This is a genomic window from uncultured Marinobacter sp., from assembly GCF_963974375.1.
In the GTDB taxonomy this organism is placed as follows: domain Bacteria; phylum Pseudomonadota; class Gammaproteobacteria; order Pseudomonadales; family Oleiphilaceae; genus Marinobacter.
The window spans coordinates 1-26,869 of record NZ_CAXBDN010000023.1 but is presented as its reverse complement, the minus strand read 5'-3'; the positions used below and the strand labels follow the sequence as shown (position 1 = coordinate 26,869).

The 26,869-nt window shown below is 56.8% G+C and carries 20 protein-coding genes and 1 pseudogene; 3 read left to right on the top strand and 18 right to left on the bottom strand.

Annotation, left to right across the window (positions count from 1 at the left end):
• Positions 1-1,853 (bottom strand): putative inorganic carbon transporter subunit DabA (locus AAC035_RS03550; RefSeq protein ID WP_339799994.1); only part of this gene is annotated, 1,853 nt, incomplete at its 3' end.
• Positions 1,850-3,466 carry an NADH-quinone oxidoreductase subunit L gene (locus AAC035_RS03545; RefSeq protein WP_339799992.1) on the bottom strand — a complete coding sequence of 539 codons (1,617 nt, stop codon included), beginning with the start codon at positions 3,464-3,466 and terminating at the stop codon, positions 1,850-1,852. The genes AAC035_RS03545 and AAC035_RS03550, both read right to left, overlap by 4 nt.
• Before the next feature lie 103 nt (positions 3,467-3,569).
• Here AAC035_RS03545 and AAC035_RS03540 point away from each other — a divergent pair, with 103 nt between their 5' ends.
• On the top strand, positions 3,570-4,481 hold the full coding sequence (locus AAC035_RS03540; protein WP_339799990.1) for a LysR family transcriptional regulator: 912 nt from the start codon (positions 3,570-3,572) through the stop codon (positions 4,479-4,481).
• Between the two features lie 170 nt (positions 4,482-4,651).
• Positions 4,652-7,000 carry an EAL domain-containing protein gene (locus AAC035_RS03535; protein ID WP_339799989.1) on the top strand — a complete coding sequence of 783 codons (2,349 nt, stop codon included), beginning with the start codon at positions 4,652-4,654 and terminating at the stop codon, positions 6,998-7,000.
• A gap of 75 nt (positions 7,001-7,075) precedes the next feature.
• On the opposite strand, the gene AAC035_RS03530 is transcribed toward AAC035_RS03535, so the two are convergent.
• The 13 genes and pseudogenes from AAC035_RS03530 to mqo form a co-directional block, all read right to left on the bottom strand.
• Positions 7,076-7,864, bottom strand: coding sequence for a hypothetical protein (locus tag AAC035_RS03530; protein WP_339799987.1), 789 nt, complete (start codon positions 7,862-7,864; stop codon positions 7,076-7,078).
• Complete coding sequence (locus AAC035_RS03525) at positions 7,861-8,823, bottom strand: diguanylate cyclase (RefSeq protein WP_339799986.1); 963 nt, start codon at positions 8,821-8,823, stop codon at positions 7,861-7,863. The genes AAC035_RS03530 and AAC035_RS03525 overlap by 4 nt, the downstream gene beginning before the upstream one ends.
• Positions 8,813-9,631, bottom strand: coding sequence for an alpha/beta hydrolase (locus AAC035_RS03520; protein ID WP_339799984.1), 819 nt, complete (start codon positions 9,629-9,631; stop codon positions 8,813-8,815). Before AAC035_RS03520 ends, AAC035_RS03525 begins: the two co-directional genes overlap by 11 nt.
• Positions 9,632-9,850: 219 nt before the next feature.
• Positions 9,851-11,266 (bottom strand): hypothetical protein, encoded by a 1,416-nt coding sequence (locus AAC035_RS03515; RefSeq protein WP_339799982.1) that lies wholly within the window; start codon positions 11,264-11,266, stop codon positions 9,851-9,853.
• A gap of 630 nt (positions 11,267-11,896) precedes the next feature.
• On the bottom strand, positions 11,897-12,298 hold the full coding sequence (locus AAC035_RS03510; protein ID WP_339799980.1) for a hypothetical protein: 402 nt from the start codon (positions 12,296-12,298) through the stop codon (positions 11,897-11,899).
• A 267-nt stretch (positions 12,299-12,565) separates the two neighbouring features.
• Positions 12,566-15,124 carry an EAL domain-containing protein gene (locus tag AAC035_RS03505; protein ID WP_339799979.1) on the bottom strand — a complete coding sequence of 853 codons (2,559 nt, stop codon included), beginning with the start codon at positions 15,122-15,124 and terminating at the stop codon, positions 12,566-12,568.
• A 27-nt stretch (positions 15,125-15,151) separates the two neighbouring features.
• On the bottom strand, positions 15,152-16,480 hold the full coding sequence (locus AAC035_RS03500) for a PilZ domain-containing protein (RefSeq protein ID WP_339799977.1): 1,329 nt from the start codon (positions 16,478-16,480) through the stop codon (positions 15,152-15,154).
• 455 nt (positions 16,481-16,935) lie between these two features.
• The gene (locus AAC035_RS03495) at positions 16,936-17,043 is read right to left on the bottom strand and encodes a YaeQ family protein (RefSeq protein ID WP_339799975.1); all 108 of its coding nucleotides are present in this window, start codon (positions 17,041-17,043) and stop codon (positions 16,936-16,938) included.
• Between the two features lie 7 nt (positions 17,044-17,050).
• Positions 17,051-17,128, bottom strand: a pseudogene (locus AAC035_RS03490) (phosphoadenosine phosphosulfate reductase family protein); the annotation flags it as partial.
• A gap of 20 nt (positions 17,129-17,148) precedes the next feature.
• Positions 17,149-18,546 carry an NAD(P)(+) transhydrogenase (Re/Si-specific) subunit beta gene (locus AAC035_RS03485; RefSeq protein WP_339799974.1) on the bottom strand — a complete coding sequence of 466 codons (1,398 nt, stop codon included), beginning with the start codon at positions 18,544-18,546 and terminating at the stop codon, positions 17,149-17,151.
• Positions 18,547-18,548: 2 nt separating this feature from the next.
• Complete coding sequence (locus tag AAC035_RS03480) at positions 18,549-18,836, bottom strand: NAD(P) transhydrogenase subunit alpha (RefSeq protein ID WP_339799972.1); 288 nt, start codon at positions 18,834-18,836, stop codon at positions 18,549-18,551.
• Positions 18,836-19,978, bottom strand: a complete 1,143-nt coding sequence (locus AAC035_RS03475) for a Re/Si-specific NAD(P)(+) transhydrogenase subunit alpha (protein ID WP_339799971.1) — start codon at positions 19,976-19,978, stop codon at positions 18,836-18,838. The genes AAC035_RS03480 and AAC035_RS03475 overlap by 1 nt, the downstream gene beginning before the upstream one ends.
• Positions 19,896-21,494 carry a malate dehydrogenase (quinone) gene (gene mqo / locus AAC035_RS03470; protein ID WP_339799969.1) on the bottom strand — a complete coding sequence of 533 codons (1,599 nt, stop codon included), beginning with the start codon at positions 21,492-21,494 and terminating at the stop codon, positions 19,896-19,898. The genes AAC035_RS03475 and mqo overlap by 83 nt, the downstream gene beginning before the upstream one ends.
• Before the next feature lie 204 nt (positions 21,495-21,698).
• Here mqo and AAC035_RS03465 point away from each other — a divergent pair, with 204 nt between their 5' ends.
• Positions 21,699-22,817 (top strand): glycosyltransferase family 1 protein, encoded by a 1,119-nt coding sequence (locus tag AAC035_RS03465; RefSeq protein ID WP_339799967.1) that lies wholly within the window; start codon positions 21,699-21,701, stop codon positions 22,815-22,817.
• A gap of 176 nt (positions 22,818-22,993) precedes the next feature.
• Here the strand turns inward: AAC035_RS03465 and AAC035_RS03460 are convergent, their stop codons facing one another.
• From AAC035_RS03460 to AAC035_RS03450, 3 genes are all read right to left on the bottom strand, one after another.
• A complete protein-coding gene (locus AAC035_RS03460) occupies positions 22,994-23,692 on the bottom strand; it encodes a Crp/Fnr family transcriptional regulator (protein ID WP_339799966.1) in 699 nt (232 codons plus the stop codon).
• A 211-nt stretch (positions 23,693-23,903) separates the two neighbouring features.
• Entirely contained in the window at positions 23,904-24,386 is a 483-nt protein-coding gene (locus AAC035_RS03455) for a hemerythrin domain-containing protein (protein ID WP_339799965.1), read from the bottom strand.
• A 59-nt stretch (positions 24,387-24,445) separates the two neighbouring features.
• The gene (locus AAC035_RS03450) at positions 24,446-26,737 is read right to left on the bottom strand and encodes a nitric-oxide reductase large subunit (protein ID WP_339799963.1); all 2,292 of its coding nucleotides are present in this window, start codon (positions 26,735-26,737) and stop codon (positions 24,446-24,448) included.
• Positions 26,738-26,869 lie beyond the last annotated feature (132 nt).

Sequence of the window (26,869 nt, the reverse complement as noted above, 5' to 3'; positions counted from 1 at the left end):
CCGTTAAGACCCAGTGCGGAGGCTCGTTCACGCCGAACTGCAACGCCGGCCTGGACAAAACCTGCCTGTAGTTTGGCGAGTCCGGATAAGTGACTGTCAGGCACCCTTTCAGTATCGAGCCAGTTGACGGTATCTGTCAGTGTGCAGTGTTCAGCCGCGACGGCCCAGGTGGAGTCTGGAACGGGAATATCCCGTTTGGCAAGCAGGGCGCGCACACTGGGCTCGTTGAAGAGCCTGGCGGCCAGACTTGCATTGACCGCACCACTCTGACCACCGCAGGCACCACAATCCAGTCCGGCCTGATTCGGATTGTTGTTGGTGTGACTGCCATGCCCCACAAACACTACGAGCGGTGCAAAGTCAGATGTCAGTGACATACCCCGCAGCATTCCTGCCACGAGATCGGCTTTTTCCGCATCGGTGAGAGGATCCCCTGTGGTCTTATGTACGAGCCTTCCGTCACATTCGGGTACTGAACCATCTGAAGCCGTTTTTTTGAGGCTGTCGCGGATCAGCTTCCAGCCCCAGGCCAGCCCGGTGGTCTCCACCAGAGTAAAGGTTGAAAGGCTACTGTACTTGGCTTTGCGAACACTGCTGCGAGTGATTTCCCGTTGATCCAGCCGACGGTTGATCTGATGGTCTGATCGCAGACTGCCACTGTTACTGACGAATCGATACGGTGCTGGCAGCAGTCCAGGCAGGCGCCTTACGGGAAGCTTCGGTCCATGCTCCTGGTGTTCGACGGCGAGGCCAAAGAAGCCGGCGAAGCCGAGAGTGCGAACTTGCGGATAACTGGTCTCCAGGTGCCGACGCATTACCTCAGAGCGGACGTCAATACAGAACACCGCTTGAACAGCGGGTGGGCTTTCATGATGAGCATCATGATGCGGCGCTGTTGCCAGTGACTGCCAGAGCGTCTGCTGGTATCTGATCTCGAAGGCTCTGTGCCAAACCCAGCGTTTATCCGCAAGGGCCGCAGTTTGTGACCGTGCCATAGCTGCTCTTTGCTTCAGGTAGGTCGCTTTCCGGGAAGCTGGCGCGCATTGCAGGCCGATCGTTTCCCATGCCAGAGCAATTCCCAACAATTCCCACACCCGGTCAGAGCTGCGTGCCTCAAGCTGGGCGCGCCAGTCCTCACCCCGACACCACGCAGCCCAGCCGTTGACCCTGAGCAGCCAGCTGTGCGCAATGGCTTGCAGTTCTTCAGGGCAAAGCCCAAGCATACTGACTGCCCGTTCGATCGCTTCATCGAGATTGGCTGGTAACGTCTGCAGGCAGCTTCTGGCCCCTGACACTCCGGTATTAGCGTCTAACAAGACATTGTCCCGGGTTGAATCCAGCCAGAACCGGTAGAGATTTTGATTCGCAACGGAGCCGGACCACCCCGCCTGATGCTGGTCGAAAAAGGCCGCGCAGGTTCCTGCTATCTGGGCACACACAGCCTCGATTGCTGCCTGGTCCTCTTCGACTGGTGGGAAGGAGTCTATGACTGATCCGAAGCTTCGCTCCACGTTGGCATGGCTGTTTTTGAGCCAGCCAAGAAGCTGTTCTGGCGACTCAGTACTGGCTGACTCATTGAGGCTCGCCAGAAGGTCTTCCTCGCGGATCCGTCCACCTTCCCAGGCCTCAAGGTAGAACTCAGCAGGCATGACAATGGAAAATCCTCCATGTTGGCGCAGCAGGGCATCCGCCCGGGATGCGGGCAGATGTTTCAGTCCCCAGAACGGATTGACCGCAATCCACTGATCCAGCGCCCAGGTAGGGGCAAGCCAGTCGCAGACCGATCGCAAATTCGGCTCCCAGTCGTTGACGGCAAGGTGGGTACTTTTGGGTGCAGCGCTGGCGGATGTCATGACGGATTCTCCATGCGAAAGGGATGGTGAGGCACCCGCCGCAGCAGTGAAGGGAAACGCAGTATTCTGGCGGCAAGAACACGAGTGGCGTGATCAATGGGAGCCTCCATATAGAGGCCGTGCCTGAAGTGTGTGCACAGTGTTCTGACGAGTCGGTGTTGAGGGCTTAGCTGGGTTACGAGGGTTCCGGCCACCAGCGTAACAACCACCAGCCATCCGATCAGCTGCCCGGTAACCGGAAGCTCAATGGGCCCGTGGTTTGCCAGGGCTGGAGAAATCAGCCAGTGCAACAGGAAATAGCAGGGGACCACGGCAACAGCAAGGCTGCAGAGAAGTACTGACCGTGTCCTCGTGGCGCAACCGGGGATACCGAAAGCTGCAGCTCCCACCGCCAGCGCCAGAGTTGCGCCGAGAATCGGATTGTATTGAACAATTTGTGGCGCAAGACTCAGAATCAGTGCCGCGAGTCCCGCGCTTACACCGGCCCTGCTGAAACGTTCAGCCCAGGGCGCAGATGGAAAACTGATGTTGACCGAAGCGGCCACGGTACGGCCACTGGCAAGAAACGAGTGGGCCTTGTACAGCGAGTGAGCCAGCAAGTGCAACAGAGCCAGGGTGTAGGCCCCCATCCCTATCTCAAAAAGCATGAAACCCATTTGGGCGCAGGTGGACCAGGCCAGTGCATGTTTGACCGAGTACTGAGTCATCATGGTGATGACCGCGACCACCGCGGTCATACCACCGATTGCCAACAGAATCAGGTGTCCGGGTGTGTAGCCATCGAACACGGGGAATAGGCGCAGCCAGAGAAATCCACCGAGGTTGATGACGCCGGCGTGTAACAGTGCCGAGACCGGCGTGGGTGCTTCCATAACCCGCAGGAGCCAACCATGGAAGGGTATCTGTGCGCATTTGATAACAGCGGCCAGGGCCAGTGTTATTGATGCCAGTGCGGGGTAGATGCCGGCGCCAGCACCGGCGGTAGTCTGGGCGATAATAGTCTGCAAAACGAAGGTGTCATGATGCGCGTACAGCAAAAATACACCAAAAAAAACAAGAAGGTCGCCTACACGACTGAGGATGAATTTCTGCGCCGCTGCAACCCTGGCCTGAGACCTGTCCTGATAAAGCGTCAGCAGCGGGTGTAAGGCCAGGCTTACAACCACCCAGGCACTGGCCAGAACCAGCAGGTGATTGGTTGAAATCAGAATCAGGACCGAAGAAATAATGATCAGAAACCACGGCAGGAACCGGTGCCGTCCCGGATCACCTCGCAGATAGGTGTCTGCAAACCGGAGGATAACCCAGGCTATGAAGCTTACCATTGTGGCCGTCCATACACTGAGTCCGTCCAGGTAGATGCCCATAGGGCGCGCAGCCTCCATGAGTCCTGCTGAATGTGGGGCCAGTGAGCGAAAGACAAACCAGATTCCAAGCAGCATCGACGCGGCCAGAGACCAGAGCAGCAACACCTGGCCCAGGCGCCAGCAATGCGCCAGCTTCAGGGGGCTTCGCAGCCAGCTACCGGCTCCCGCCAACAAGAGCATCAGCCCAACGGGAGCTATCCACAGGGTCGCCAGGACGATCGTGATAATATCGGGGAAGGAATTCATCTTTAGCTGCCTCCATGACGTTCGGAGCAGTTTGCCTGTCGGAAAAGTATAGATAAAATAGTTTATAGAGGACTAATCGTTCACTTTTAAAGAACATTAACCAATGAAGCTTAATTATCATCATTTGTACTATTTCTGGCGGGTAGCCCGAGCCGGGCACCTGACACGCACGGCCAACGCGCTGCATATTTCGCAATCGGCACTGTCCGGGCAGATCAGGAAGCTTGAGGCCAGCTTTGGACATGAGTTGTTCATCCGCGAAGGGCGTCGTCTGAAACTATCAGAGGCGGGCCGTCTGGCATTTTCCTACGCGGAAGATATTTTTCGGCAGGGAGAAGAGCTGACAGAGTTATTCGCATCCGGTGTCCGGCCAAACCGCGAGGTTCTGAGGGTTGGAGCTGTGGCCACGCTTTCACGGAATTTTCAGGAAGGATTCCTGCAGCCTTTGTTTGGTCGTGACGATCTCGAACTCAGTCTGCAAAGTGGGCATCTGGACGACTTGCTGCGTCGATTGTCCGCTCACCGTCTGGATCTGATACTGTCAAACCAGCCGGTGCAGGGGGACGAGGAGAATCCCTGGCGATCCCGCCTCATCGCCCGACAATCTGTGAGTGTGATTGGTCCCCCGGGTCTCTGCATTTCGCGGGAGCTGCCTCATCTCCTGATGGCGAGCAGCCTGATAGTGCCGGGTGCGACCAACAGTGTTCGTCAGGCATTTGATCAGATCTGCGAACATCATCGCATCAGACCGATCATCGCAGCTGAAGTAGACGATATGGCGCTGATGCGACTGCTGACCCGCGATACCGGGCATCTTGCTGTACTGCCGCCAGTGGTGGTCCGGGATGAACTCCTTGCTGGCCAACTCCAGGAATATGGCGTGTTGCCCGGAGTTTACGAAGAGTTCTACGCTATAAACATCCGCCGGCATTTCGAAACGCCGGCGCTCAGAACCTTGTTGTCGAAAACGTCCGGGGAAGTGGTGAATAAAGCAGAGCCACCGGCAGATACGTGAAAATGTTGGGGCAAAGGGGCTCTTTACCTGACCATGTTCTGCAGAGCACAATGGCCTGAACTCGCTGCAGGTATGCCAGATGTTTGGTCTTTCCGGGAGCGTCCAGTCGAAAGAGCAGTACGGTTAGCCGACATTCCTGAACGATGCATCACCTTTGAAAAGGACAAGCTGTGACTGAAAAGTCGTCTTATGAAGACCGTCGTATTGCTGCTCTGAGGCGGCTTCATATTCTGGACACTCCGCTGGAACAGCGCTTTGAGCGCCTGACCCGGCTGGCCCAGCGGTTTTATCAGGTCGAGACAAGCCTGTTTTCCCTGATGGATGAAGAACGCCAGTGGTTCAAGTCGAAACAGGGCCTGGATGTTGCTGAAACCCCCCGGGAGTTTGCATTCTGTGAGTACACCCTGAAGCAGGAGAAAGGCTTTGTCGTCGAGGATGCATTGACGGATCCCCGGATTTGCGACAACCCTCTGGTGACGGGGGAGCCCTATATCCGCTTCTACGCGGGTGTACCTGTCAGGGAGCCGACAGGCTTCAAGATCGGAACGCTGTGCATTATCGACTCCCGGCCCCACTCCATGGGCGAAGCGGATCTCGAAACCTTACGGATACTTGCCAGCCTGGTGGAAGATGAACTGGAACGTTCCTTCTCGGCGGTGGCGACCGGGGAGATGTTCGAGGTCAGTCAGCTGAATCGCAGCATCCTGCGGGTCCAGAATGTCTTTTTGACCAGTGATAACGAACACGCTGCTTTTGAAGTGCTACTGGATGACCTGCTGACTCTGACCGGCAGCCAGATTGGCATGATTGGTGAGGTGCTGTACAAGGCCGACGATTCGCCCTTTCTCAAGGTGGGGGCGATCACCGATATTTCCTGGAGCCCGGAAACCCAGGCCCTGTTCCAGGAAACCCAGCGCCGGGGCATGGTGTTTGAAAACATGGACGGCTTGCTGGGGGCGCCTGTCAAAACCGGCCAGCCGATCGTGTCTTCCGGCACCATGAACGACCCACGCTCCTCCGGCTTTCCTCCGGGCCATCCGCCGCTGAATGATTTCATCGGCCTGCCGGTTCATTCCGGTGACAGGCTGGTGGGGCTGATAGGCCTTGCCAACAAGCCAGGCGGCTACGTCGCCTCGCTGTATTCCGACCTGGCACCCTTGCTGCAGACGGTTGGTACCCTGATCGAACGTAAGCGCCTGTATTCCGAGAAGCGGGATCATCAGAAACGGCTGGAGGACGCCGCCAATTTTGATGCCCTGACCGGGCTGCCCAACCGACGCTTACTGACGGAACTGTTCAAGACCGAGTTGCATGAAGCAGACCTGCGCAAGGGTTCGGTTTCGGTCTGCTTTATAGACCTGGACGGCTTCAAGGAAATCAACGATGAGTTTGGTCATTCGGTAGGGGACCAGGTACTGATGTCCGTTGCCAACCAGCTGAAGGGTGCGGTAAGGGCTCATGACCTGGTTTCCCGCCTCGGCGGCGATGAGTTTATTGCCATTCTGAGGGATGTGGAGGTAGAAGCGGTTTATCAACGTCTGTTGGACGCCATTCGACAACCCATTCCCTTCAAGCACCACATGTTCCAGCTGTCCGGCAGCATGGGCATCACCATCTATCCCGAGGATGATACCGACAGTGACCTGCTGATCCGGCACGCCGATCAGGCCATGTACGCGGCCAAAGAGGCGGGACGTAACTGTTTCAGGGTGTTTGATCTGGAAATGCACCAGAGCCGGAAGGAGCGGGTAAGGATCATCGAACAGATTCCCATGGCCCTCGCCCGCAATGAGTTCGAGCTGCACTATCAGCCGCAGATCAATTACGGGAATGGCAATATTGAAGGCTTCGAAGCCCTGATTCGCTGGTTGCTTCCCAGTGGTGAGTTGCTGCCGCCACTATCCTTTCTGCCCCACATCGAGCATACCGAACACGATTCTGCCATTGGCCGTTTTGTGCTGCAGGAAGCTATCGCAGTGCTGACGCGGTTTGAGCAGGAGCAATTGCCGTATTCTGTCAGTGTGAACCTCAGCCCGTCGCACTTTCTCGGCCAGGATTTTGTCGCTGACCTTCGCCATGCGCTGGCAACGACGTCGTCTGAACTGCGCAGCAAGCTGATCCTGGAGGTACTTGAAACCACGGCGCTGGATGACGCACAAATTGCCCGGAAAACGATCATTCAATGTAAAGAGCTGGGTGTGCAGGTATCCCTGGATGACTTCGGAACCGGTTATTCATCCCTGAACTACTTCCGCAATCTGCCGGTTGATGAAATCAAGATCGACAAATCCTTTGTGATGGACATGCTGCACGATACCGACGATGCCATGATTGTTGAGGCCATCATCAGCCTGTGCCGAAGCTTCAAGCGGCGGGTGGTGGCTGAGGGCGTCGAAAGCCCGGCCCTGGAGGCACGTCTCAAAGAGCTGGGCTGCGACATCGGCCAGGGTTATACCTACAGCCGTCCGGTGCCACTGGAAGAGGCGCTGGCCTGGGCCAGGCAATACCGGGGGGATTAGTTGGTGGCGTCGCCGAGTAGCGACTGGTGCTGGCGAGCCAGCTTTTCATGGGTGCTTACCGGATCCCTTCCGGTTTTACCTGTCAGCGGTAGTGTGTTCCAGGCGGGCCTGGTTGGTGATGCGCAATGTTACGCCGTTCTCGTTCATCTCACGCAGGGTTTCTGCCAGGTCGTGGGCAAGGTCTGAATGACGCTTATGGAGGTAGTGGTAGAGCACAAAAGTCGTCACGGGTTGCGGCAGTATGCCCAGATCCTGCCAGTCGCTGTTGGCCAATGGCGAAAGCTCCTCGATGTCTGAAATCAGCATGAGATCCACTCGTCCCCAGTCCAGTAAGGCGCGCATCTGCTGGTAGTTATCGGCCAGAATGGTCTTCATGCCAAGACGGTCTGCGGTCATCTCGGCAATGATGACGCCCCTGCGAACGGCAACCCTCAGTGGCCGGTCGTTTACCGCAGGAAGACTGTCTGCGAGGGGATCTGCTACTACCGCCATAAGCCGCCCCTGTAACAGCGGGTATGGCACCTGAACCAGATCAGGGTATTGGCTTGCCACTTCTTCAATTCTGAACAGATCGCCGTCCACCAGGCCCTGATCGGCCATAAGCAAAGCCCGTCGCGACGGAACGATGGTCGTATCCAGACGTAAACCAAGCGTTGCGTAAGCAGTGACCAGTAACTGCGTTGCCAGGCGGGTGCTGGGAACATCATCAATAACGGCAATCTGAAGCACCCGTTTCGAGCTTTCGGCAGTGGATGAAACCGGAACCACCGCAAAGAGGGTGATCGTCAGCCAACGGGTCAGGAGTCGGGCCGCATTGGCCCTGGGCGCCTGGATAAGGGTCGCTACTTTTTGGGCATGGGTCATCCCACACACACCTGATTTCTGCCCTGGCGTTTGGCCTGGTAAAGGGACTGATCAGCCCGGCCGTAGATTTCGGCCCGGGTATCGCCAGCGCGAACCTCGGTAATTCCGAAGCTCAGGGTTACGGAGCCATACTGGCTCTTGTATTGTTCGATCTCGGTACGCTTACGTTCGGCAACCAGTGCCGCCTGCTGCGCGGTGGTGTCTGGCAGAATCAGGGCAAACTCCTCGCCACCCATGCGCACCAGCGTGTCTATATCTCGCATACCCTGGCGTAAACAGAGGCTGATCTCCTGCAGGACCTGATCTCCCGCACCATGTCCGAAATCGTCATTGAACTGCTTGAACCAGTCGATATCGGCCAGTGCCAGCGTGAAGGGGCGTTTGGTACGTTTGAACAAGGCGAGGTTCATGTCGATTTCCCGGTCATAAACGCGGCGATTGCAAAGACCTGTGAGGGCATCCCGGGTGGCCAGTTGCTCAAGTTGAACATTGAGTGCTGCCAGTTCCGCCTGGCGCTGCTCAAGCTGGCTGGCCAGAGTCTGTAACTCCTGCAGGGCCCGATCCTTTTCGGCCACAGCCCGGTCGGCGGTTTTGCGAGCCTGCTGCAACTGTTCTTCGACCAGGTTGCGACGTTGCATGGGCAGAATCAATAACTGATATCCGCTCCCGGGGGAGGGCATTGCTGCGGCATTCATGATGACGGGAAGCGCGTCCCCGGTGGCGTTGGTAAACGACAAAAAAACTTCTTCTGCGTGCTGGTGCAACCGCAGGGAAGGCAGGACATGGCCCAGGTAATACATGCGGGAGGCGACCGTCATCCAGCGTTCCGGTGACCGGCCGCACAAGTCCTCCCTGGAGCGCCCAAGCCAGTCACACAGTGGCTGATTGATGGCAGTCACGGTATTGGTGTTGTCCAGCAGAATATAGCCGCCGGGCAAGTGATTGGCATCAAGCTGCAACGAGTACTCCTTCCAGAACCGCCTGGGCGACTTCGTCCGGATGACTCATGTGTGGATAGTGGCCGCTGGCGTTAAGCTTGCGAACTGCACAGTTTGGCAACGCCTGTTGCAGGTAGGTCACGACATCGGTTGGCACGATAACGTCCTCATCGCAGTAGAGTATGAGGGTGGGTACGGTGACATTGGGCAAATCCTTGCGGATATCGCTCATAAAGGTTGATTGGGCAAAGCGCCGCGAGATGTCCGGGTCAGCATTGAGAAACGTTTGGCGGAGCTCATCGGCCAGGGCGGGGAGATCACCATTGCTCATCACCATGGGCGCCAGGTAGCCCGCCCATTCAAAGTGATTCCGCTCCATCAGGTCGATCATCTCCTCAACATCCCGCGCCTCAAAGCCACCAACGTAAGCCGGCGGATCATTGATGTACCGGGGGGATGGGCCAATGGCAATTACCTGACGGAATAACCGCGGAGCCTTGAGCGACGCCAACCAGCCAATGGCGCCACTGACGGAATGCCCCACAAGGATCGGTTGTTCCAGTTCCAGTGACTGCACCAGGGAAACCAGATCATCGGCGTAAGCAGACAGGTCGGTGTACCGTTCCGGGTCGTATGCCGAGCGCTCAGATTGGCCGCAGCCCATATGATCGAATAACACCACAGGATATTCCTCAGCCAGTATCGGGGCTACCGCGCTCCAGATCTGCTGGTCGCAGCCAAAACCGTGGGCCAGTATGAGCGTTGGACGATTCGAGTGTTCGGCGGAGGGCCCCAGGCGACGCAGGTTGTAACGCTTTGTTATGTTCACAGGTGTCATGGGTGTTTTGGCATCCAATAGTGTCTGACTCTTTCAATAGTGTCTGACCCTTAAACTGTAGCGATAATCGACGGCAGAGCAAGAAAGTTTTGACTGTGGAGAAACTGCGCAAGCTGATACCGGATAGGAAACGAGGGTCTCAAAACGATCGCTGAACGTAAATATGGACTTTCACTTCAACACGGATCGGTAATGTGGCGGGGCAAACGCTCAGCGCCAGCGCAGATGATCGCGCAGACGCTGGAATCGGGTTTTGGCCTGCGCTTCGTCGGGGTCGGGCCAATAGGCCTTCTTGCTCTTGCACTGCACGATGCCGTTACTCCCGAGCCGTAATTTCCAGCGTTGGGCCGAAGACGCAGTCTGGCCGGGCTCGGTGAACACCAGCAGCAGATTGTATTCGTGCTGCTTCTCGATGGTGTGAGCCTGAATGGGGGAGGACGGGTCCGATTTGTCGGTCCAGGCGAACAGTTTGTTGGTGGTGGGCTGGATCATCCTGCAAAGCTCTTCACAGTCCAGGCTGAGGCGCTCCTGAAACTGATCGTGTTTCAGTACGCTCTTGTCCAGATTCACCACCGAGCGGTAGCAGACGATCTGCTGTTCCTCACTGTTGGCCCATTTACCGGAGCGTTCCACTACCTGCTGGTGAAGTTCGGGTAGTTTGCGATAGTCCAGCCAGACCCTTTGCAGGGCCAGCATTTTGTTCGTGTAGGGTCTGAGCAGACGGACCTTCCAGCGTGGTTTTCCCCTGCGGAGCCAGCTGGTAATGCCATTGATCATGTCTTCGCGCAGCAGGTCCCGCAGAGCGTAAATCAGCGCGATACCGAGGAGCAGGGTCAGTGACAGTTGCTCGCTGGCATCTCGCGCATTGAACAGGATGTAGGTGAACAGCATCATGATCCACATGGTCGTCACCGCCTTGACCACCTTGCGGGTGCCGCCCCCCAGTTCGACGACCTTTGAGCGCAGCAGCAAGGGGTATTCCAGCAGGCGGTGGTACAGGCCGATGCGGTTCCAGACCCTGGTGGGGGTGTCGTTCAGGCTGACCATATATTCCCGTTCGCGCCGATACTGATATTCCTGCTGCAGGAACTCCTGGATGGCATCCCGATGTTCCTGGTCCAGACCCGCAAATCCTTTCCGCGTCATACATTCCAGCATGAACTGTTCGGTATGCCAGGAAAAATACATGTCGGCCAACTCGAAATAACGTTGCTGCCGGCTTTGTCCGGGGCTGGACTTGCGCAGCCGTTGCGCAAAATTATGGCTCAGGCGCAGAGCCCGGTTGACCGATTCGGCACTTAAGCCGCCACTCTCGATCTGTTGCCGAAGCCGGTCAACGGAGGCCCGGTACTGAAACAGCGAGGAACCATACATGACTTCATAATGCGGAGAGAGCAGAGCAAATGAGCCGTCAAACCGGCTGCTCCGGCCTTTGTCCTGCAGGTCCAGCAGTCTGAAGCGATGTTGCAGGCAGCTGAAGAAGAACTGTTGCTCGGAGAGAGCCCTGGTGGACAGGCTGCTTTCATGGGGAGTGAACAGATACAGCTCGATTGTATAACGTCCGGGCGTAGTCAGCGTCCGGGTCAGCTGCAGGCGGTAATCACCTTTGCGCTTCAGTGAAAACACGCTGCGTCCTTAATCAGGTCTGAATAGTTTGGGCTGGGCGGCGACCTCTGGAGTATCCTTGCCTGCCTCCGAAATGGTACCTGAAAAGTTGACGGGCCCGCCACAGGGCCGGAGTCCGGGGTCCCGGCATTGCACAACCACTTTCCCCCGGGAGCTAAAGGGTTCGTCGATGAGCTGTGCTGAAATCGGCACGGCATCCAGGCGGTGGTTTCCAGGCAAGGTAATAATCGTTGTGGAAAATCCAGACCTGCCGTCTCCGGATTTTCGGTTCATGTAAGCGTTACTTAATGCCTGGTCCATGTTGGATGCTGCAAGTTATTTGCCTGTAATTGTGTGGTTTTTATTATATTTAAAGGGCTTGATTAAATAAATAGAGTCGGTACTATTCTGAAGGTCACGGAAAAATTAAAAGGTGATTGATTTGCATGATTAAGGTGCCGGAAAACAGAAAATCCGAACGCGATCCGGCAGCGTTTATCATTGCCTTGGAGTATTAAGATGAGTAAGGAAAAAGAAAAAAAGAAACCGCAAAAAACCTTGAAAGAGAAAAGAAGGGAGAAAAAGGAAAAAATCCCTGAATAAAAATAGGGGGAAGGAACTTCCTTCCCCCTTCAGGCATAAGTCCTGTTTTTAGTTTTTGTTATCTATGCAGAGCACAACTGTGCCACCTTCCTCGCCACCCAGACTGAAATTAATATAGTCGCCGGCCCGGCTGCCCAGCAGGGCCAGGCCCAGAGCGGAGTCAACCGGCAAGTCGTTGTACCTGGCGTCAGGTAGCCGAACCGACTTCACCAGCCGGAAATTGTGGATCTGGGAATCCAGACAGTCTATAAGTATAATTTTGCTGCCAATGGTTGCCATATTACCTTGCCCAAGAATAGTGGCGGTAGACAGGCGGCGGGATTTCTCCCTAAGTACTTCCAGCATCTCTGCAGACATGAAAAAGCCAGGATCAACATTCACAACCGCACCCTCGAATGGATACTTTTCTGAAAGCATGAATAAATAAACGGAAATATAAGGTTGGACCATGCGGGCACAGACCTGCTGGCCCGCTTGCTAATGGAAGGACGGAAGTGTTGTCACAAAGGTTAACAATTTAGAATCCTCAGAATCCAGATGTCGACTACCATAGCAACTTTAAAAATAAAGGCAACTCGCCGGCTTACTTGCTTTAAAAAAGGGACTCCGCTTGGTTATATTCTGTGTTGACAACACCATATCTGGTTTTTCCCAGACGTAAAAAAACACCATCGCTCCAGAGTGGCCTGATCCAGGGGCCCGACCAAAAAAATGGGCTCATTCGTGTCTCGCCAATGCCCAGTCGCAGAAGGTGTCCAGCGGCATCGGCCTGGCAAACAGGTAGCCCTGTAGCCGGTGGCAGCCCAGCTGGCTGAGAAGCTCCAGGGTGGCACTGTCTTCCACGCCTTCGGCAACGGCTTCCAGGTTAAGGGTTTGTGCCAGTTTCAGGGTGTTGCGGACAATGCCCAGGTCATTCTGGCTGGTTGCCATCTGCCTTATGAAGCAGCCATCGATTTTCAGCTCGTGGATGGGCATGCGGCTCAAATAGGCCAGGGAGGAATAACCGGTACCAAAATCATCCAGGGCGACCTTGCAGCCGCTGTTGGCAATCTGCAGCAGGGAGCCGATCACGGCCTCCATGTTATGCATCATGGAGGTCTCCGTTACTTCGAAGATGACACGATGCACTGGAATGGCGTGTTCCCTGATTCCCGCCAGGGCAAAGGCCACAAAGTGGCTGTTGGTGAGATTCTGAACCGACAGATTGATGCTGCAGGTGATCTTCAGTTCCCGCTCCTGAAGAATCTGCATGATTTTCCAGGCCCGCGTCACCACGTAACGCGATAGCAGGTCCATCAAGCCGGCATTTTCTGCAATCTCGATCACTTCTCCCGCGGGTACTGCCCCGAAACGGGGACTGTTCCAGCGCAACAGCATCTCTGCGCCCACCAGCACCTGACCGGTGGTGTTCATTTGCGGTTGCAGGTACAGCTCCAGTTCTCCGGCCGCGATGGCTGGTGGCAAGGCGGTCACCAGATCCAGTCGGCGGCGGGCAAAATCAGATATCTCGTCGTTGTAGATCTGCACCGGAACCTTGCTGGATTCGCTGCGGTCCTGTGCCGCCGAGGCGTGCTGATACAGAATTTCCGTACTGTCGCCATGCTCCGGGGCAACCGCGATGCCGCAGTGCAGATTCAGCAACAAAGGCAGTCTGACAGCATGGACCGAGATCTCATGATTGCCCACCATCTGTTCAACGAAGAGTTCCAGGGGGTCCTCGAAATGGATGAGGTCAATCAGGAAGGCCGCGGAACCGAATTCGGGAATCGCAATGTGGGCGTGCTTTCTGCTGTCCAGGCAGACCACCCCGGCCAGCCCCTCCAGCCTGTTGTTGAGCTTGCTCATCAACTGGCAAAACATTTCTTCTGCCAGCCGATGGCCCATACTGGACGCAATGTCCTTGATCTGGGGATAGTGAACCAGGGTGAGCGCAACCCGTTTGTTCTGACTCATCATGGTCTGCAACTGCTGGTTGAGCAGGGACGCATTGGGCAACCTGGTGGTCGAATCCTGCATGGCCTCTTCAAGTGACTGCATTTCCAGATCCCGGACCTGACGCTCGGCCATCTGCTGTTTCCGCAGCGCGGCCATCTTGCATGCCCGTTCATCCTTGATGCGGTGGGCCAGGGCAAAGGAGAGCAGCAGCACCTCCGCGACGGAGCCTGCTTGCATGGCGTGATTGGTAACGAGGTTTACCGGCAGAAAATCGAAGACGCTCAGTAAATACAGGGCTGCTCCCAGGGCAAACGTGGTCCAGGCCAGCACAAAATATCGGGCAATGACAACGCCGGCCCTCAGGGCTGCGAGCCCTACAGCAACGAGCAGTAAAATCACCAGGGAGCCCAGCAGGCCGGCGAGCAGCGCACTGTTTATGGGATCGGCCCAGGTGTAGACGATCAGCACCCCGGCCAGGACGGCCGCGACTTTCATGCTGCGGTCCCAGTGCACAGAAATGTCCTGCCATTTGAGAAAACTGCGTGCGAACAACAAGGCAAACAATGACGCCAGTGCGGTGCTGATGGGCAGGGCATAACGGGGCAGCATTGGCTGCCCGCCCCAGATCCAGGCGCTACCGAGCCCGGAGATGCAGAGCACCAGCAGGCTGATCGAGGCGATGTACAGCACGTAATAGCCGTAAGCCAGATCCCTGAGGGAAAGAAACAGGAACAGGTTGTAGATCACCAGGGCAAACATTACGCCGAAAAAGGCGCCCCAATAGAGGCTCGCCAGTGAAAACCGACCCAGCAGCTTGTCCTCCCGCCAAAGCTCGACCGGCACTTGCAGTGCCGTCGACGATTTTGCCCGCAGGAATACCACTACCTCGCCGTTCAGGTCGCGGGGTAACGGCAGGGCCACCTGGTAGCTCTGGGCCTGTTGGCGCTGGTTTTCGGTTTCCTGACGACTGGTGTGGTAGATCGCTGGCTGTTGCTCATCACGCACTATATAGAGATCCACCTGTTCCAGAAGTGGATAAGGAATCACCAGGTACCACTGGCGGGTCAAAGGCTCCGGAATGGACAGGGATGTTCTGACCCAGACTGTCTGGTCGGTGAACCCCAGGTTCAGGACGCGGTCATCCCGATTTACCTGCCATTGTTGCCGTTGCCGCGCCTGAGCAAAGGTTGGCTCATCGTCCACAAAGTATTCAATGTGACGGTTCAGGCTGTATTGGCCAGCCTCCCCGTACACCGTCAGTTCCTGTCCAGTGGCCGTAAGGGCGAACAACAGAGACATCGCTACCATTGCCAGTCCTGCGGTCCATCTTTCCCATGTCATAAGGGGACGTTCCTGTTCATCCTCATTCTATTCACCCAGAGGTCTGACCAGGCGGCCGGTAAACCCGAGAAACTCGGCTTCCTGGCAAAAGGCGGAAAAGTCGGCTGCGCCTATGTCCGGCTGGCGAAGCAGCACCAGGGCTTCCACCAGACACCCCGGTATATCCCGGTTGTTCCAGTTCGGCATGCGTGGCCACATCAAGAACTCCTCGTGGGATAGCACCACCTTTTCCACCGCAATCTGCTTTTCCTTCAGGCGTTCCCGGGCCTGCAGACTGATGCAGGGGTGGGTATCGTCAGCGATCAGGGCGCCGGGAGAAATATGCTGCTGGAGCTCCAGTACGGCATCGCCATGGGTGGTTAAACCAATGAACAGCTTTTCCTTCCGGAGATGGGATACTGAGGAGGTCTGCAAAACCGTGCCCCGGTCCGTGGCTGTTTCCCGGTCCTCCTTATAGCGGGTATCAAACCCGATCACCTTGTCATACAGGCCGGTTAGATCCTGGCACACCGCATTGCCGATGCGTCCGGCGCCTCCGAGCACAACGATGCTGGTCTGCTGATTGTATTGGGGGCGTTCGCGCATTTGCCGCGCCACATCCCAGATCATATAGCGTGTGCCCAGGCTTCCTTCCACTAACGGGGCGGCGATCTCGATTCCGGCTTTCATGACGAAGTTGGGGAGACGTCCGACGAGGGCTATCCGCTGCACATCAGGGTAGTCCCGATGCAATTGTTCCAGGTAAAAGCGGACCTTTTCGGAATCTCCCTCCAATTCATCTTCCATGAATTGCGATGCCACCAGCAGACCGCGCATGCCCTGATTGCGAATGAAGCCCAGCACCAGATTGGGCGGCATGCGCTGTGCCATACGGGGCGTAAAATAGGACCCGGCCTGTTGTTTGTTGCCGTATACCGCAAACACAAAGTGCGGCCTGGCCAGGGCAAGAATGGGGGCGCGCAGGTAGGTATTGGCCAACAAAACTGCGAACCGGCGGCTGTTGGTCCACAGGGCGCGCTTGCTTCTGGCGGTCAGGCGTTGCCAGGGTGGGGCAATGTCGTAGAGTTCCCGCAGTTCGTATTCGGAAAAGCGTCTGCGGTTGAACTCCAGGCCAATGTGGGACTTGCCGGTGTACGCCACTGTGGCGGCAACGTTCATGCCGGCCTTGTCGGGAAAGTCGACGTCAATGACTTCGCCCGGGCGGATATACACCTGCTCTGGTCTTTTCAGGCGTAGCCCGCTGGCCGATACGTCCAGCGTATGGGTTGCAATGGTGTGATTGGCATACTTCAGAAATACCGGGACCCTGATCCCGGATCGCAAATGCCGGCGATACTCTCCATGCATACTTATCATGGCTGCCCCCGACGATCTGGCGAAACTGGTGTTACTCACGTTCAACCTCAGTCTGGACCATAATGCGGCGGAAAGCTGACATTTTTTGTACAGGGCAGGTTTTAGTATGGGTCAGGCTGCTTTGGACCGAACAGGGAGTGCAGGGAAACCTTCAAATCGCAGGCCGGGGTAGTATGAATACTGCGGGTTTGGGGTGGTGACCATTCAGAGAAGTGGATGGGCTCAGGTCGGCCTGGGGAAATCTTCGGGGCGCCGTCGCTCCACTCTGACGTTCTTTTCGCCTGTGTGGCAGACTTCGAGTTGAACCAGGGTTCCACAACAAAGCCCACGATAAACGTGGGCTTTGTTGTGGAAGTTGTCCCGTCCTGAAATACGTTGTCATCTGGAGAATGAGAGATGGTTTTATAACGGTCAGATTACTGAACTGGCTGACCTTGCTGAGGATTTTGTCCCACCTAAGCGGCACTGCGCGGCCACAGGTATGGCTCATCATTCGCGCTGATGCCCTTGGTAAAGGCCAGGGAATCGCTTGCGTTAAGGGCAAAGGCCAGAAGGTGGGTCATCCAGCGCCGGCCAGAAAGCTTTGCGTGCCAGGTGTAGCATCACCGTGGAGTCCTTGCCGATGGAGTAGAACATGCAAGGATTTTCACATCATGCGGGGAACCTCCTCAAAGTTCTTTCAGGGCTGTTGTCGTAGCTTGCAGCACATCTTTTGCATCGCCCTTGACCATAAGGCTGTTATCCCGAATGAACAGGCTGTTGGGAATGCCTGAAAAACCGGGCGAGAGGCTTCGTTTCACAACGACGACGGTTTTGGCTTTATGAACGTTGAGGATAGGCATGCCGTAAATCGGCGAGCCTGGATCCTCGGCTGCTGCCGGATTCACAACATCGTTCGCACCAAGAACAATCGCCACATCGGCCTGGGGAAGTTCGGGGTTGATGCTGTCCATGTCTTTCAGTTGGTCGTAAGGGATTTCGGCTTCGGCCAGAAGCACATTCATATGGCCGGGCATACGGCCGGCGACCGGGTGGATGGCGTATCGAATAGTCGTCCCGCGAGACTCAAGCTGGCTGGCCAGTTCTTTTACGCTGTGCTGGGCCTGGGCAACGGCAAGTCCGTAACCCGGCACCATAACAACGTTGCGGGCACCATCCAGCAGAAGAGCCAGTTCATCCGGTGTGGAATATTTAACCTTGCCCTCATAGAACTCGTTGCCGCTTTCAGCCGCTCCTGATTGGTCGGTCTGTCCGAAAACGCCGCCGAACAGGACGTTTGGCAGGGAGCGGTTCATGGCCTTACACATAATCGCGGTAAGAATGAGGCCGGACGCACCAACCAGAGAACCCGTGATAATCAGCCCCTGGTTCTCCAGAACGAAACCGGTAGCCGCGCCTGCAAGGCCGGAGTAGGCGTTCAACAGAGCAACCACTACCGGCATATCGGCGCCGCCGATCGGCTGTACAAGCCCGATACCCAGAAGCAGGCAGAGAGCAACCAGGCCAAGCATCAGGCCGGGGGAGCCGGTAACGCTGCTGACAAACACGGTGCTCAATGCGATTACAGCGGCAAGACAGATCAGGGCTATAGCCTGCCACTGGCGGGAATGTCGGCTATCGCCCAGGGTCCCTTTGAGTTTGAGCACAGCCACCACAGACCCGGAAAGCGTAACCGCGCCAATCATGACGGATACCACGATGGCCAGCGTCCAGGCTGTGCTCTGGATACCACCAGCTGCGACGGCCGTTAGCCAGGTGCCAGCTGCAACCGTCAGCGATGCGCCGCCGCCGATACCGTTCAGGCTGGCCACCAGCTCAGGCATGGAGGTCATTGCAGTGCGCCTGGCCAGCCAGACACCAATGGTGCCACCCAGCAGCATGCCGGCGATGATGGTTGAATATCCAACAATCTGGTGATGCAACAATGCGGCCACAACAGCGACAAACATACCGATAGCGGCCAGTTGATTGCCGCGCACAGCTGTTGAGGGCCGGGTCATTCCCTTGATGCCGAGAATGAAGAAAACCGCAGCCGTCAGGTAAGACAGGTTGATCAGAGCAAACATCGTTATCCCTTTTGTTTGAACATGTTGAGCATGCGATCGGTTACCAGGAACCCGGCAACAATGTTGATGCTGGCCAGCGTGACGGCAACGAAGCCAAGCACACTCGCGACCGTGGGTGACAGGGTATTGGTGCCCGCGCTGATAATGGCGCCGACAATCACAATCCCGGATATGGCGTTGGTGCCGCTCATCAGGGGTGTGTGCAGGGTCGGCGGCACCTTGTTGATCAGTTCAACCCCGACGAACAGGGCAAGAATAAAAATGGTAAAACTCAGTACCAGCATTTCCATCAGGCAGCTTCCTCCTTTGATGGTTTGTCAGAGCCGAAGAACACCTCGCCTTCCCGGGTTACTAAAGTTGCTGCAACGATGTCGTCGCTCATGTCTGGTGTCAGGCGGCCGCCGTCCGTCATGTTCAGCACAAAGTTGACCAGGTTGCGGGTCAGAAGCTGTGAGGCATGAACGGGCACCCGGGAAGGGTGATTGGTGTGGCCGACCAGAGTAACGCCGTCGACATCGGTTTTTTCGTTCAGAACAGTGCCCTCGACGTTGCCACCGCGGTCTGCCGCCAGGTCCACAATGACTGATCCTCGTTTCATTCGGTGAATCATGGTTCGGTCAATCAGTTTCGGTGCCGGTTTCCCGGGAATGGAGGCTGTTGTAATAACCAGGTCCGAGCGCGCCACGCAGTCTGAAAGCTGACTGCGCTGGGCTTCATAAAAGGCTTCTGACTGGGCCGTGGCGTAACCGTTTTCGTTGGAAGTCGTGTCTGTCTCAGGTACCGATACCTCGACAAAATCCGCGCCAAGGCTTTCCACCTGTTCCCGTACTTCGGGGCGGATATCATAGGCTTCCACGACTGCGCCCAGCCGGCGCGCGGTGGCAATCGCCATAAGGCCTGCAACACCAGCACCGATTACCAGCACCCTTGCAGGGTGTATGGTGCCTGCGGCAGTCATCAGCATTGGGAAGTAGCGGGGCAGGGACATGGCGCCGCTCAGGACTGCCCGGTACCCACTGATGCTTGCCATTGCGCTCAGCACATCCATGGATTGTGCCCGCGTGGTGCGGGGGACAAGATCCAGCGCGAACGTCTGGATTGAACGTTCGGCCAGTGCTTCGATCAATGCAGTGTTTTCCCAGGGGGTCAGCTGGCAGATAAGCGTGGATTCCGGGCGGACCAGTTTCGCCTCCTCAGCGCCGGGTGCCTGAACCTTCAGGATAATATTGGCCTGGCGATAGAGCGACTCAGCATCATCGGCGATGATAGCGCCACAGTTTCGGTACTCTTCATCACTGAAGTGCGCTGCAAGCCCTGCGTGCTGCTCAACGATGACCTCGTAACCTGCTTCAAGCAGTTCCGGTACGCCGGACGGGATTATCGCTACCCGATGTTCCCCTTTGAGCGTTTCTTTCGGTATTCCTATCAACATCAGTCAGGTTCCTTCGGGATCGAATAAGTTCAGATTTTTCGGTCAGGCCAAGGGTAGGGTGGGTAAAACTGCGGATCTGGCGTAACAGGTCCGCATCGTCTTTCAGAGATTGTCCGTAACCCGGAATCAGTGAGGTCAGGATCTGTCGCCGGTGGCCGCTCACAAGGTCGGGCAGGCAACGCTCAATGACGTCGAGCATTGCCGATACACACGTTGATGCGCCGGGGGAGGCGCCCAGAATTGCCGCCAGGGAACCATCCTGTGTGCTCAGCACTTCGGTGCCGAATTCCAGCACACCACGGCCCTGGGGGCCCGTCTTGATAATCTGGACTCGCTGGCCGGCGCGACGAAGTTTCCATTCGGTGGGGTCGAGTTCAGGAAGAAACGTTTGCAGCTGGGCCAGACGCTGTTCCCTCGAACTCAGTGCTTCCCTGATCAGATAGCTGGTCAGCGGCCGTTGGGTGCCGGCGACGTGCAGCATGTTCGTCAGATTGTCACCCCGAATGCTACGAGGGAGATCCAGTGCACTGCCCGCCTTGAGAAATTTTGTGGTAAAACCGGCGAAGGGCCCGAAAAGCAGAGCCGCTTTGCCATCTATATAACGGGTGTCCAGGTGGGGAACGGACATAGGCGGTGCCCCGACCGCAGCCTGGCTATACACCTTGGCGTTATGTTGCGAGGCAAGCGACGGGTTCTCGCAGGTCAGCCAGATGCCGGATACCGGGAAACCGCCATAACCTCTGGCTTCCGGAACACCGGCTTTCTGCAGAAGTGGCAGGCTTGCACCACCGGCGCCAATGAACACAAACCCGGCGTCAACCATCGACCGCTCATGGGTTTCGAGATTCTCAAGGCATACCAGCCAGCGCTCGCCATGACTTTTGAGATCGATAACGCGGGTGCTGGTCTGTACCTGGAACTGGCTTCTTTGCTGCAAATGGTCGCCAAGGCTTCGGGTCAGCGCGCCGAAGTTTACATCGCTGCCATGATCAGTCCGGGTGGCAGCCATTGGCTCGCTGGAAGGATTGCGTTGCCCGGCAACTAATGGCAGCCATTTCTGAAGCGTTGCAGGGTCGTCCGAGTACTCCATCCCTTCAAATAGCGGGTGCTTTGAAAGGGTGGTCTGGCGGCGCTTCAGAAAGCTGCGGCCACTGGCGCCCTGGATCCAGCTCAGGTGCGGAACCTTGCGAATGAACTGATCTGCTTCGGGTAGCACACCCTGGCGAACCAGCGAGCTCCACAGCTGCAGAGAGGTTTCAAAATGTTCGTTGATCGATAACGCACGACCGACTGCCACACTGCCGTCGGACGCCTGCGGAGTGTAATTGAGCTCACAGTAACCGGCGTGCCCGGTGCCCGCGTTGTTCCAGGCATCCGAACTTTCCCGTCCCAGCTGCCTATCCTGTTCGACCAGCAATATCGAACGACTGTCATCCAGTTCCGAGATCAGCGTGGCCAGGGTTGTGCCCATTATTCCCCCGCCGACCAGTAAGACATCCACTTTTTGAGTAGCCATGGCTCTGCCCTTGCCTGAGCGATTGAGGCCGAGACTTTAGTCGTAAGGGGGAGCCGAAAGAACGGATTAATTTAATATTTAAAGATCGAAAAAACCGATGCAAAAGGCCAGACAAAAAAAATCCAGACAGCCGACTGACTCACAATTGTCGCAGTTGCATCCTAGGATATAAGCATCGATTTCACGCGTGTGCCGGAGTCTCCTTTGCATATTGCCGATGTCACCATGTTCTATGCGCCTGCCAGCGGTGGCGTGCGCACCTATCTCCAGGCCAAGCATCAGATTCTGTCCCACGTTCCGAACCTGCGTACCAGTCTGCTGGTGCCCGGTGCCGAGCGTGACAGTCTCGGTAACCACCATACCGTGCCTGCGTTGCGCTTGCCTCTGGGGCAAGGCTATCGCTTTCCGCTGCGGGTGCGTCCCTGGCGCGAGGCGCTCGTCGCGCTGGCGCCGGATATTATCGAAGCTGGCGATCCTTACGTAACCGCCTGGGCGGCGCTAGAGGCCGGCCAGCGCCTTGGGGTGCCGGTTGTGGGCTTTTATCACTCGGATCTGCCGCGACTGATGGGGGATCGCTTCGGTCGTCAGGTTTCCCGGCGCCTGCAAAGATATGTGGTGAATCTCTACCGTCGTTTCGACAGTGTGCTTGCCCCGTGTCAGATCATGGCCGACCGGCTCCGTGAATGGGGGCTTGATCACGTTCGCGTCCAGCCGCTGGGCGTCGACCTGCAGCACTTCCATCCGTGTCGACGCGCCCCGGCGTTGCGTCAGGAGCTCGGTCTGGGGCCCGACACTCGACTGTTGGTTTTTATCGGACGCAATTCACGCGAAAAGAACATCAACATACTGCTGGCGACGATGAAACGGCTGGGGCGTGGCTATCATCTGCTGCTCCTGGGGCCGGGCATGCCACACCAGGTTCCGGACAATGTGACCTCTTTCGACCGCTGCTGCGGCACTCACGAAGTGGCCCGTGTCCTGGCCAGCTGCGATGCGATGCTGCACGCTGGCACGCGCGAAACGTTCGGCCTTATCGCCCAGGAGGCCATGGCTTGCGGAATCCCGGTGGTCGGGGCTCGGGCCGGCGCACTCCAGGAGAACGTGCCGCTGGGGGCGGGCATCCTCTGTCGCCCATTGGACCCCGAAGCGATGGCCGATGCCTGTCGATCGCTGTTCAGCAACGACCTGGCAGCCAGCGGTCGCTATGCACGTTGGTATGTTGAGCGCCACTTCGGTTGGGAAAGCGCGATGAAAATTCTGCTGCAGCACTATCACCAACTGTGTGCCGGCAGTGAGTCCCTGGTTATCCCTCATAACGGCTGAAGCTATTGCCGGAGACGGACACTCTGGAGAGCTTGCGGGCTGACTATGAGAAAATGGTGGGTGCGGGCACGATGGACTCAGCACCTCCGAGCTTCAAGGAAATTGTCGACTTAATCCGGAACCTCGAAAGACGTGTTAATGCTCGTTGAGGGTCATTGTGCCTGTCGCGTGATTTATCAGCCCGTATTGGTGGCTTTCTTGAGCCTGGAGAAGGTTGCCGGTTCCACGCCGAGCCAGGATGCCAACTGGTTATCCGGAACCCGTTTGATCAGCTCAGGGTAATCTTCCAGCAATATCCGATAACGCTCTTTCGCAGGCATTGTCTGTTTCCGGAACTCTCGCATACTGGTTAGCTCGGCCACCTCCTCGGTCAGTACAATGGCAAATTTTTCCCACGCGCCATTACCCCGTGCCTGCACGGCAGCTCTGAACGATGAGAAGTCTCCCACCCAAAGCGTCGCTGGCGTCACGGCTGTCAGGCACAGGGTGTTCCGCGAGGTCCTGCTGCGGCCGAACACTGGCCAGATCAGATCGCCTTCGCTGAAAAAATGGTGAATGGCCATTTTACCGGCCGGTGACTCACGAAACAGGCGCAGCACCCCGTGTTGGATCAGGTACACATTGCCCCATGGGCGGTTGTGTCGCTCCAGTGAGGTTTCTGGCTCAACCTGGCACTTGCGGAACAGTCTGCCAAGCTCATTGACGAAGTGTTGATCCGGATCAGCATTGACCTCGTCGAGATGAATGCCAAAACAGTGGCTGAGCCCGTTCAGCAATGCATGGGACTCCGACGCGGGCTCGTGCCAGATGATATCCCGGTGTCGTTCTGCAAGCAGGCACGGCGACGAGGTGCTGGCAATCGTTTCATGTTTCATCGGCGTTATCCCGGCTGAGTTGTCAACCTGAAGTATCTCACCCCGATAGATATATTTAAATTAAATGATTTTCCGGCTTTGTTCCGATTCGGATTGGTTCAAGGGGCCCTGTGGTGGAGAGCATTTAGCGGGGAGATGGTTTTTCCAAAAGCTTTTTTTGAGAAACGGTGCAGAAGTGCTGGCTCCGAACCCCCCCGGGGACTTGTCCTCGTCAGTTGCCATCATCAATGCGGCTGAAAAGCAGGTCGTTCTCTGTCCGTATGTGGGCTTTCAGGTCGTCGCGAAATGTCGCGAGCCCTTGATAGAGGCGCTGCCAGCTTCCGCAGGCCTCATCCGGCAAAGTCAGGCCATTGGTAATACGTTCCAGTTTCTCCAGCGCGGTGCTGTGCTCCTCATGTTCGTGGCGCATTGCGGCAACCGGGCCGCCAGCCATGGCGCTCATGCCCCGAACGATCATCGGGAAGAGTTTCTGCTCCTCCTTGGCCATATGGGTTTCCAGCTCTTCAGCCATGTGCTCAAGGTGGGCGGAGAGCCCGGCCGGGCAGGCGGTATGTCCGCCGTGAACCCGCTCCACCCGTTCGGCCAGGTGGATCAGTTCCGGTAACTGTTCCCGATGGGTGTCGTGGTAACGGGTCAGGATATGCTCGATCAGTTCTTCGTTGGATGCCTGGGTCATAGTCTCAGCATTTGTCATGTCAGTACTCCTTGATTGGGGTTGCAGAGAGGGCCTTCCCTGGCCAGGGCTCCGCTGTATCAGGCGTTCAGTTTGATGGTGGCGCCTTGTGCATCTGTTTCGAGGGTGGCCGGCTCCAGATCCGGGAAGAAGACTCCCTTCACCACCTGCCAGGTCACGGCCAGGGCGCCAATGATGAACACCACGTCGCCAATGGTTCTGACCCAGCGCAGGGTCTGCAGGATATCGGTTTGCATGAAGGCCTCACTGCGGGCGTACCAAAGGCCTTCGCTGGCGCTGGCCACGAACTGGATGATGCCGATGGGCAACAGGCTGGTGAACAGCATCAGTACCAGACCAATGTTTAGCCACCAGAAGCCGACTTTCATCAGCCGCTCGTCAAAAACGATGCTTGGGCGGATGTAGCGCAGGATCAGCAGGACGAAGCCCAGGGCCAGGAAGCCGTAGACGCCAAAGAGGGCTGCGTGGGCGTGGGTGGGCGTGGTGTTCAGGCCCTGGATGTAATACAGCGCGATCGGTGGGTTGATCATGAACCCGAGTACACCTGCGCCCAGCATGTTCCAGAAGGCGACCGCCACAAAGAAGGTCAGCGGCCAGCGGATGTTTTCCATCCAGGATGCGCGGGACTTCAGGCGCCAGTTCTCCCAGGCTTCGTAACCCAGTACCACCAGCGGCACCACTTCCAGGGCACTGAAAGTGGCACCCACTGCCATCACCGGTGTGGTGGTGCCGGAGAAGTACAGGTGGTGGAAGGTTCCCGGTACACCACCGAGCATGAACAGGCTGGCAGACGCCAGGCTGGCGGATGTCGCCACAGTGCGTGACACCAGGCCCATGCTGCAGAAGATGAATGCCAGTGCAGCGGTGGCGAACACTTCAAAGAAGCCTTCAACCCACAGGTGAACAATCCACCAGCGCCAGTACTCCATGATGGAGATATGGGTGCGCTCACCGTAGAAGAAGCCGGCACCGTAGAACAGACCGATAGCAACCACTGAGGCAGTCAGCAGGGCCAGCAGGTTCTTGTCACCTGGCTGGCGCAGGGCAGGAACAATGCCGCGAAGCATCAGTACCAGCCAGAACACTATGCCCAGGAACTTGCCAATCTGCCAGAGGCGGCCAAGGTCTACATACTCGTAACCCTGATGGCCCAGCATGAAGCTGAGGTTGGCGGGCATGATTTGCCCGATTGCCAGGAAGTTGCCGATGAATGAGCCGGCAACTACAACCACCAGGGCCCAGAACAGCAGGTCGACGCCCAGTTTTTGGAATTTCGGGTCCTTGCCGCCATTGATGATGGGAGCCAGGAACAGGCCGGCGGCCAGGAAACCGGTAGCGATCCAGAACATGGCGGCCTGAATATGCCAGGTGCGAACCAGAGAGTAGGGGAACCACTCGGAGGTGTTGATACCGTAGAAACTCTGACCTTCCACCGTATAGTGCGCGGTAAAGCCGCCCAGCATCACCTGGAAGGTGAACAGACCAACGACCAGTACGAGGTATTTGCCCAATGCTTTCTGGGAAGGGGTGAGTCCAACCGCGCTCAGGGGATCCCTGATCGGCGCTTCCGGCTCCTCATCTTCTTTGCGCAGGAAGGCCCAGGCCCAGATCAGACCGCCCACTCCGGCAATCAGCAAAACCACACTGATTAAGGACCAGACCACGTTTTCCGCGCTTGGGGTGTTGTCAATCAATGGCTCGTGGGGCCAGTTGTTGGTGTAGGTGACATCACTGTCGGGGCGTTCAGTGGCGGCAGCCCAGGCAGTCCAGAAGAAGAACTCCGTCATCCGCTCGCGGCGCTCGGCGCTGGGAAGGGTGTTTTCCTTCATGGCGTAGTTGGAGCGGGTAGATTGCAGCTCCGGCGCATCGCTGAACAGGCGGCTGTAGTAGTCGGCGGTTTTGGCAATTGCTGCCGTTCTGCGTTCAGACAGATGGAGGGTGCGAGTAGCATCGTCATAGGTGTTGGTGCGGTACTCTGTCTGCAGATCGTACTGCAGGGCGTTCTGCTGTTGCCCGTTGAGGCTGTGCCATTCCTGCCCGAATTCTTCCAGAGCGGCGATTTCCAGCCAGGTTTCCAGTTCCCGATGCAGCCAGTCGGCGGTCCAGTCCGGCGCCTGGTAGGCTCCGTGGCCCCAGATAGACCCAAGCTGCATGCCGCCAATGGACTGCCAGGCGGTCTGGCCATCAAGAATGCTTTCTTCTGTCATCAGGGTATCGCCGTTGGCAGACACGACCTGGTCAGGAATGGGCGGCGCGGCGCGGTATACTTCTGCTCCGAAGTACCCCAGTAACGTGAAGGTAATCCCCACGATCGCAATCAGTAAAAACCATAGACGTCGGTATTTGGCCATGGTCAGCTCTCCGTTGATTAAAAGATGGAAAAATAATACATCTTAAAATATAGGAGAGTAAACTGGAAAAATGAATAAAACGACAGATTGATATCCATCAGTGTAGGGCCCGTTGTTTGAACTTGACGGGCG

What these genes read in the sequence shown, in the direction of transcription:
- AAC035_RS03545 (WP_339799992.1), bottom strand. Translation starts at nt 3,466, where the DNA reads ATGAATTCCTTCCCCGATATTATCACGATCGTCCTGGCGACCCTGTGG.
- AAC035_RS03540 (WP_339799990.1), top strand. Translation starts at nt 3,570, where the DNA reads ATGAAGCTTAATTATCATCATTTGTACTATTTCTGGCGGGTAGCCCGA.
- AAC035_RS03530 (WP_339799987.1), bottom strand. Translation starts at nt 7,864, where the DNA reads ATGACCCATGCCCAAAAAGTAGCGACCCTTATCCAGGCGCCCAGGGCC.
- AAC035_RS03510 (WP_339799980.1), bottom strand. Translation starts at nt 12,298, where the DNA reads ATGGTCCAACCTTATATTTCCGTTTATTTATTCATGCTTTCAGAAAAG.
- AAC035_RS03505 (WP_339799979.1), bottom strand. Translation starts at nt 15,124, where the DNA reads ATGACATGGGAAAGATGGACCGCAGGACTGGCAATGGTAGCGATGTCT.
- AAC035_RS03500 (WP_339799977.1), bottom strand. Translation starts at nt 16,480, where the DNA reads ATGATAAGTATGCATGGAGAGTATCGCCGGCATTTGCGATCCGGGATC.
- AAC035_RS03495 (WP_339799975.1), bottom strand. Translation starts at nt 17,043, where the DNA reads ATGACCCACCTTCTGGCCTTTGCCCTTAACGCAAGCGATTCCCTGGCC.
- AAC035_RS03485 (WP_339799974.1), bottom strand. Translation starts at nt 18,546, where the DNA reads ATGTTTGCTCTGATCAACCTGTCTTACCTGACGGCTGCGGTTTTCTTC.
- AAC035_RS03480 (WP_339799972.1), bottom strand. Translation starts at nt 18,836, where the DNA reads ATGGAAATGCTGGTACTGAGTTTTACCATTTTTATTCTTGCCCTGTTC.
- AAC035_RS03475 (WP_339799971.1), bottom strand. Translation starts at nt 19,978, where the DNA reads ATGTTGATAGGAATACCGAAAGAAACGCTCAAAGGGGAACATCGGGTA.
- mqo (WP_339799969.1), bottom strand. Translation starts at nt 21,494, where the DNA reads ATGGCTACTCAAAAAGTGGATGTCTTACTGGTCGGCGGGGGAATAATG.
- AAC035_RS03460 (WP_339799966.1), bottom strand. Translation starts at nt 23,692, where the DNA reads ATGAAACATGAAACGATTGCCAGCACCTCGTCGCCGTGCCTGCTTGCA.
- AAC035_RS03455 (WP_339799965.1), bottom strand. Translation starts at nt 24,386, where the DNA reads ATGACAAATGCTGAGACTATGACCCAGGCATCCAACGAAGAACTGATC.
- AAC035_RS03450 (WP_339799963.1), bottom strand. Translation starts at nt 26,737, where the DNA reads ATGGCCAAATACCGACGTCTATGGTTTTTACTGATTGCGATCGTGGGG.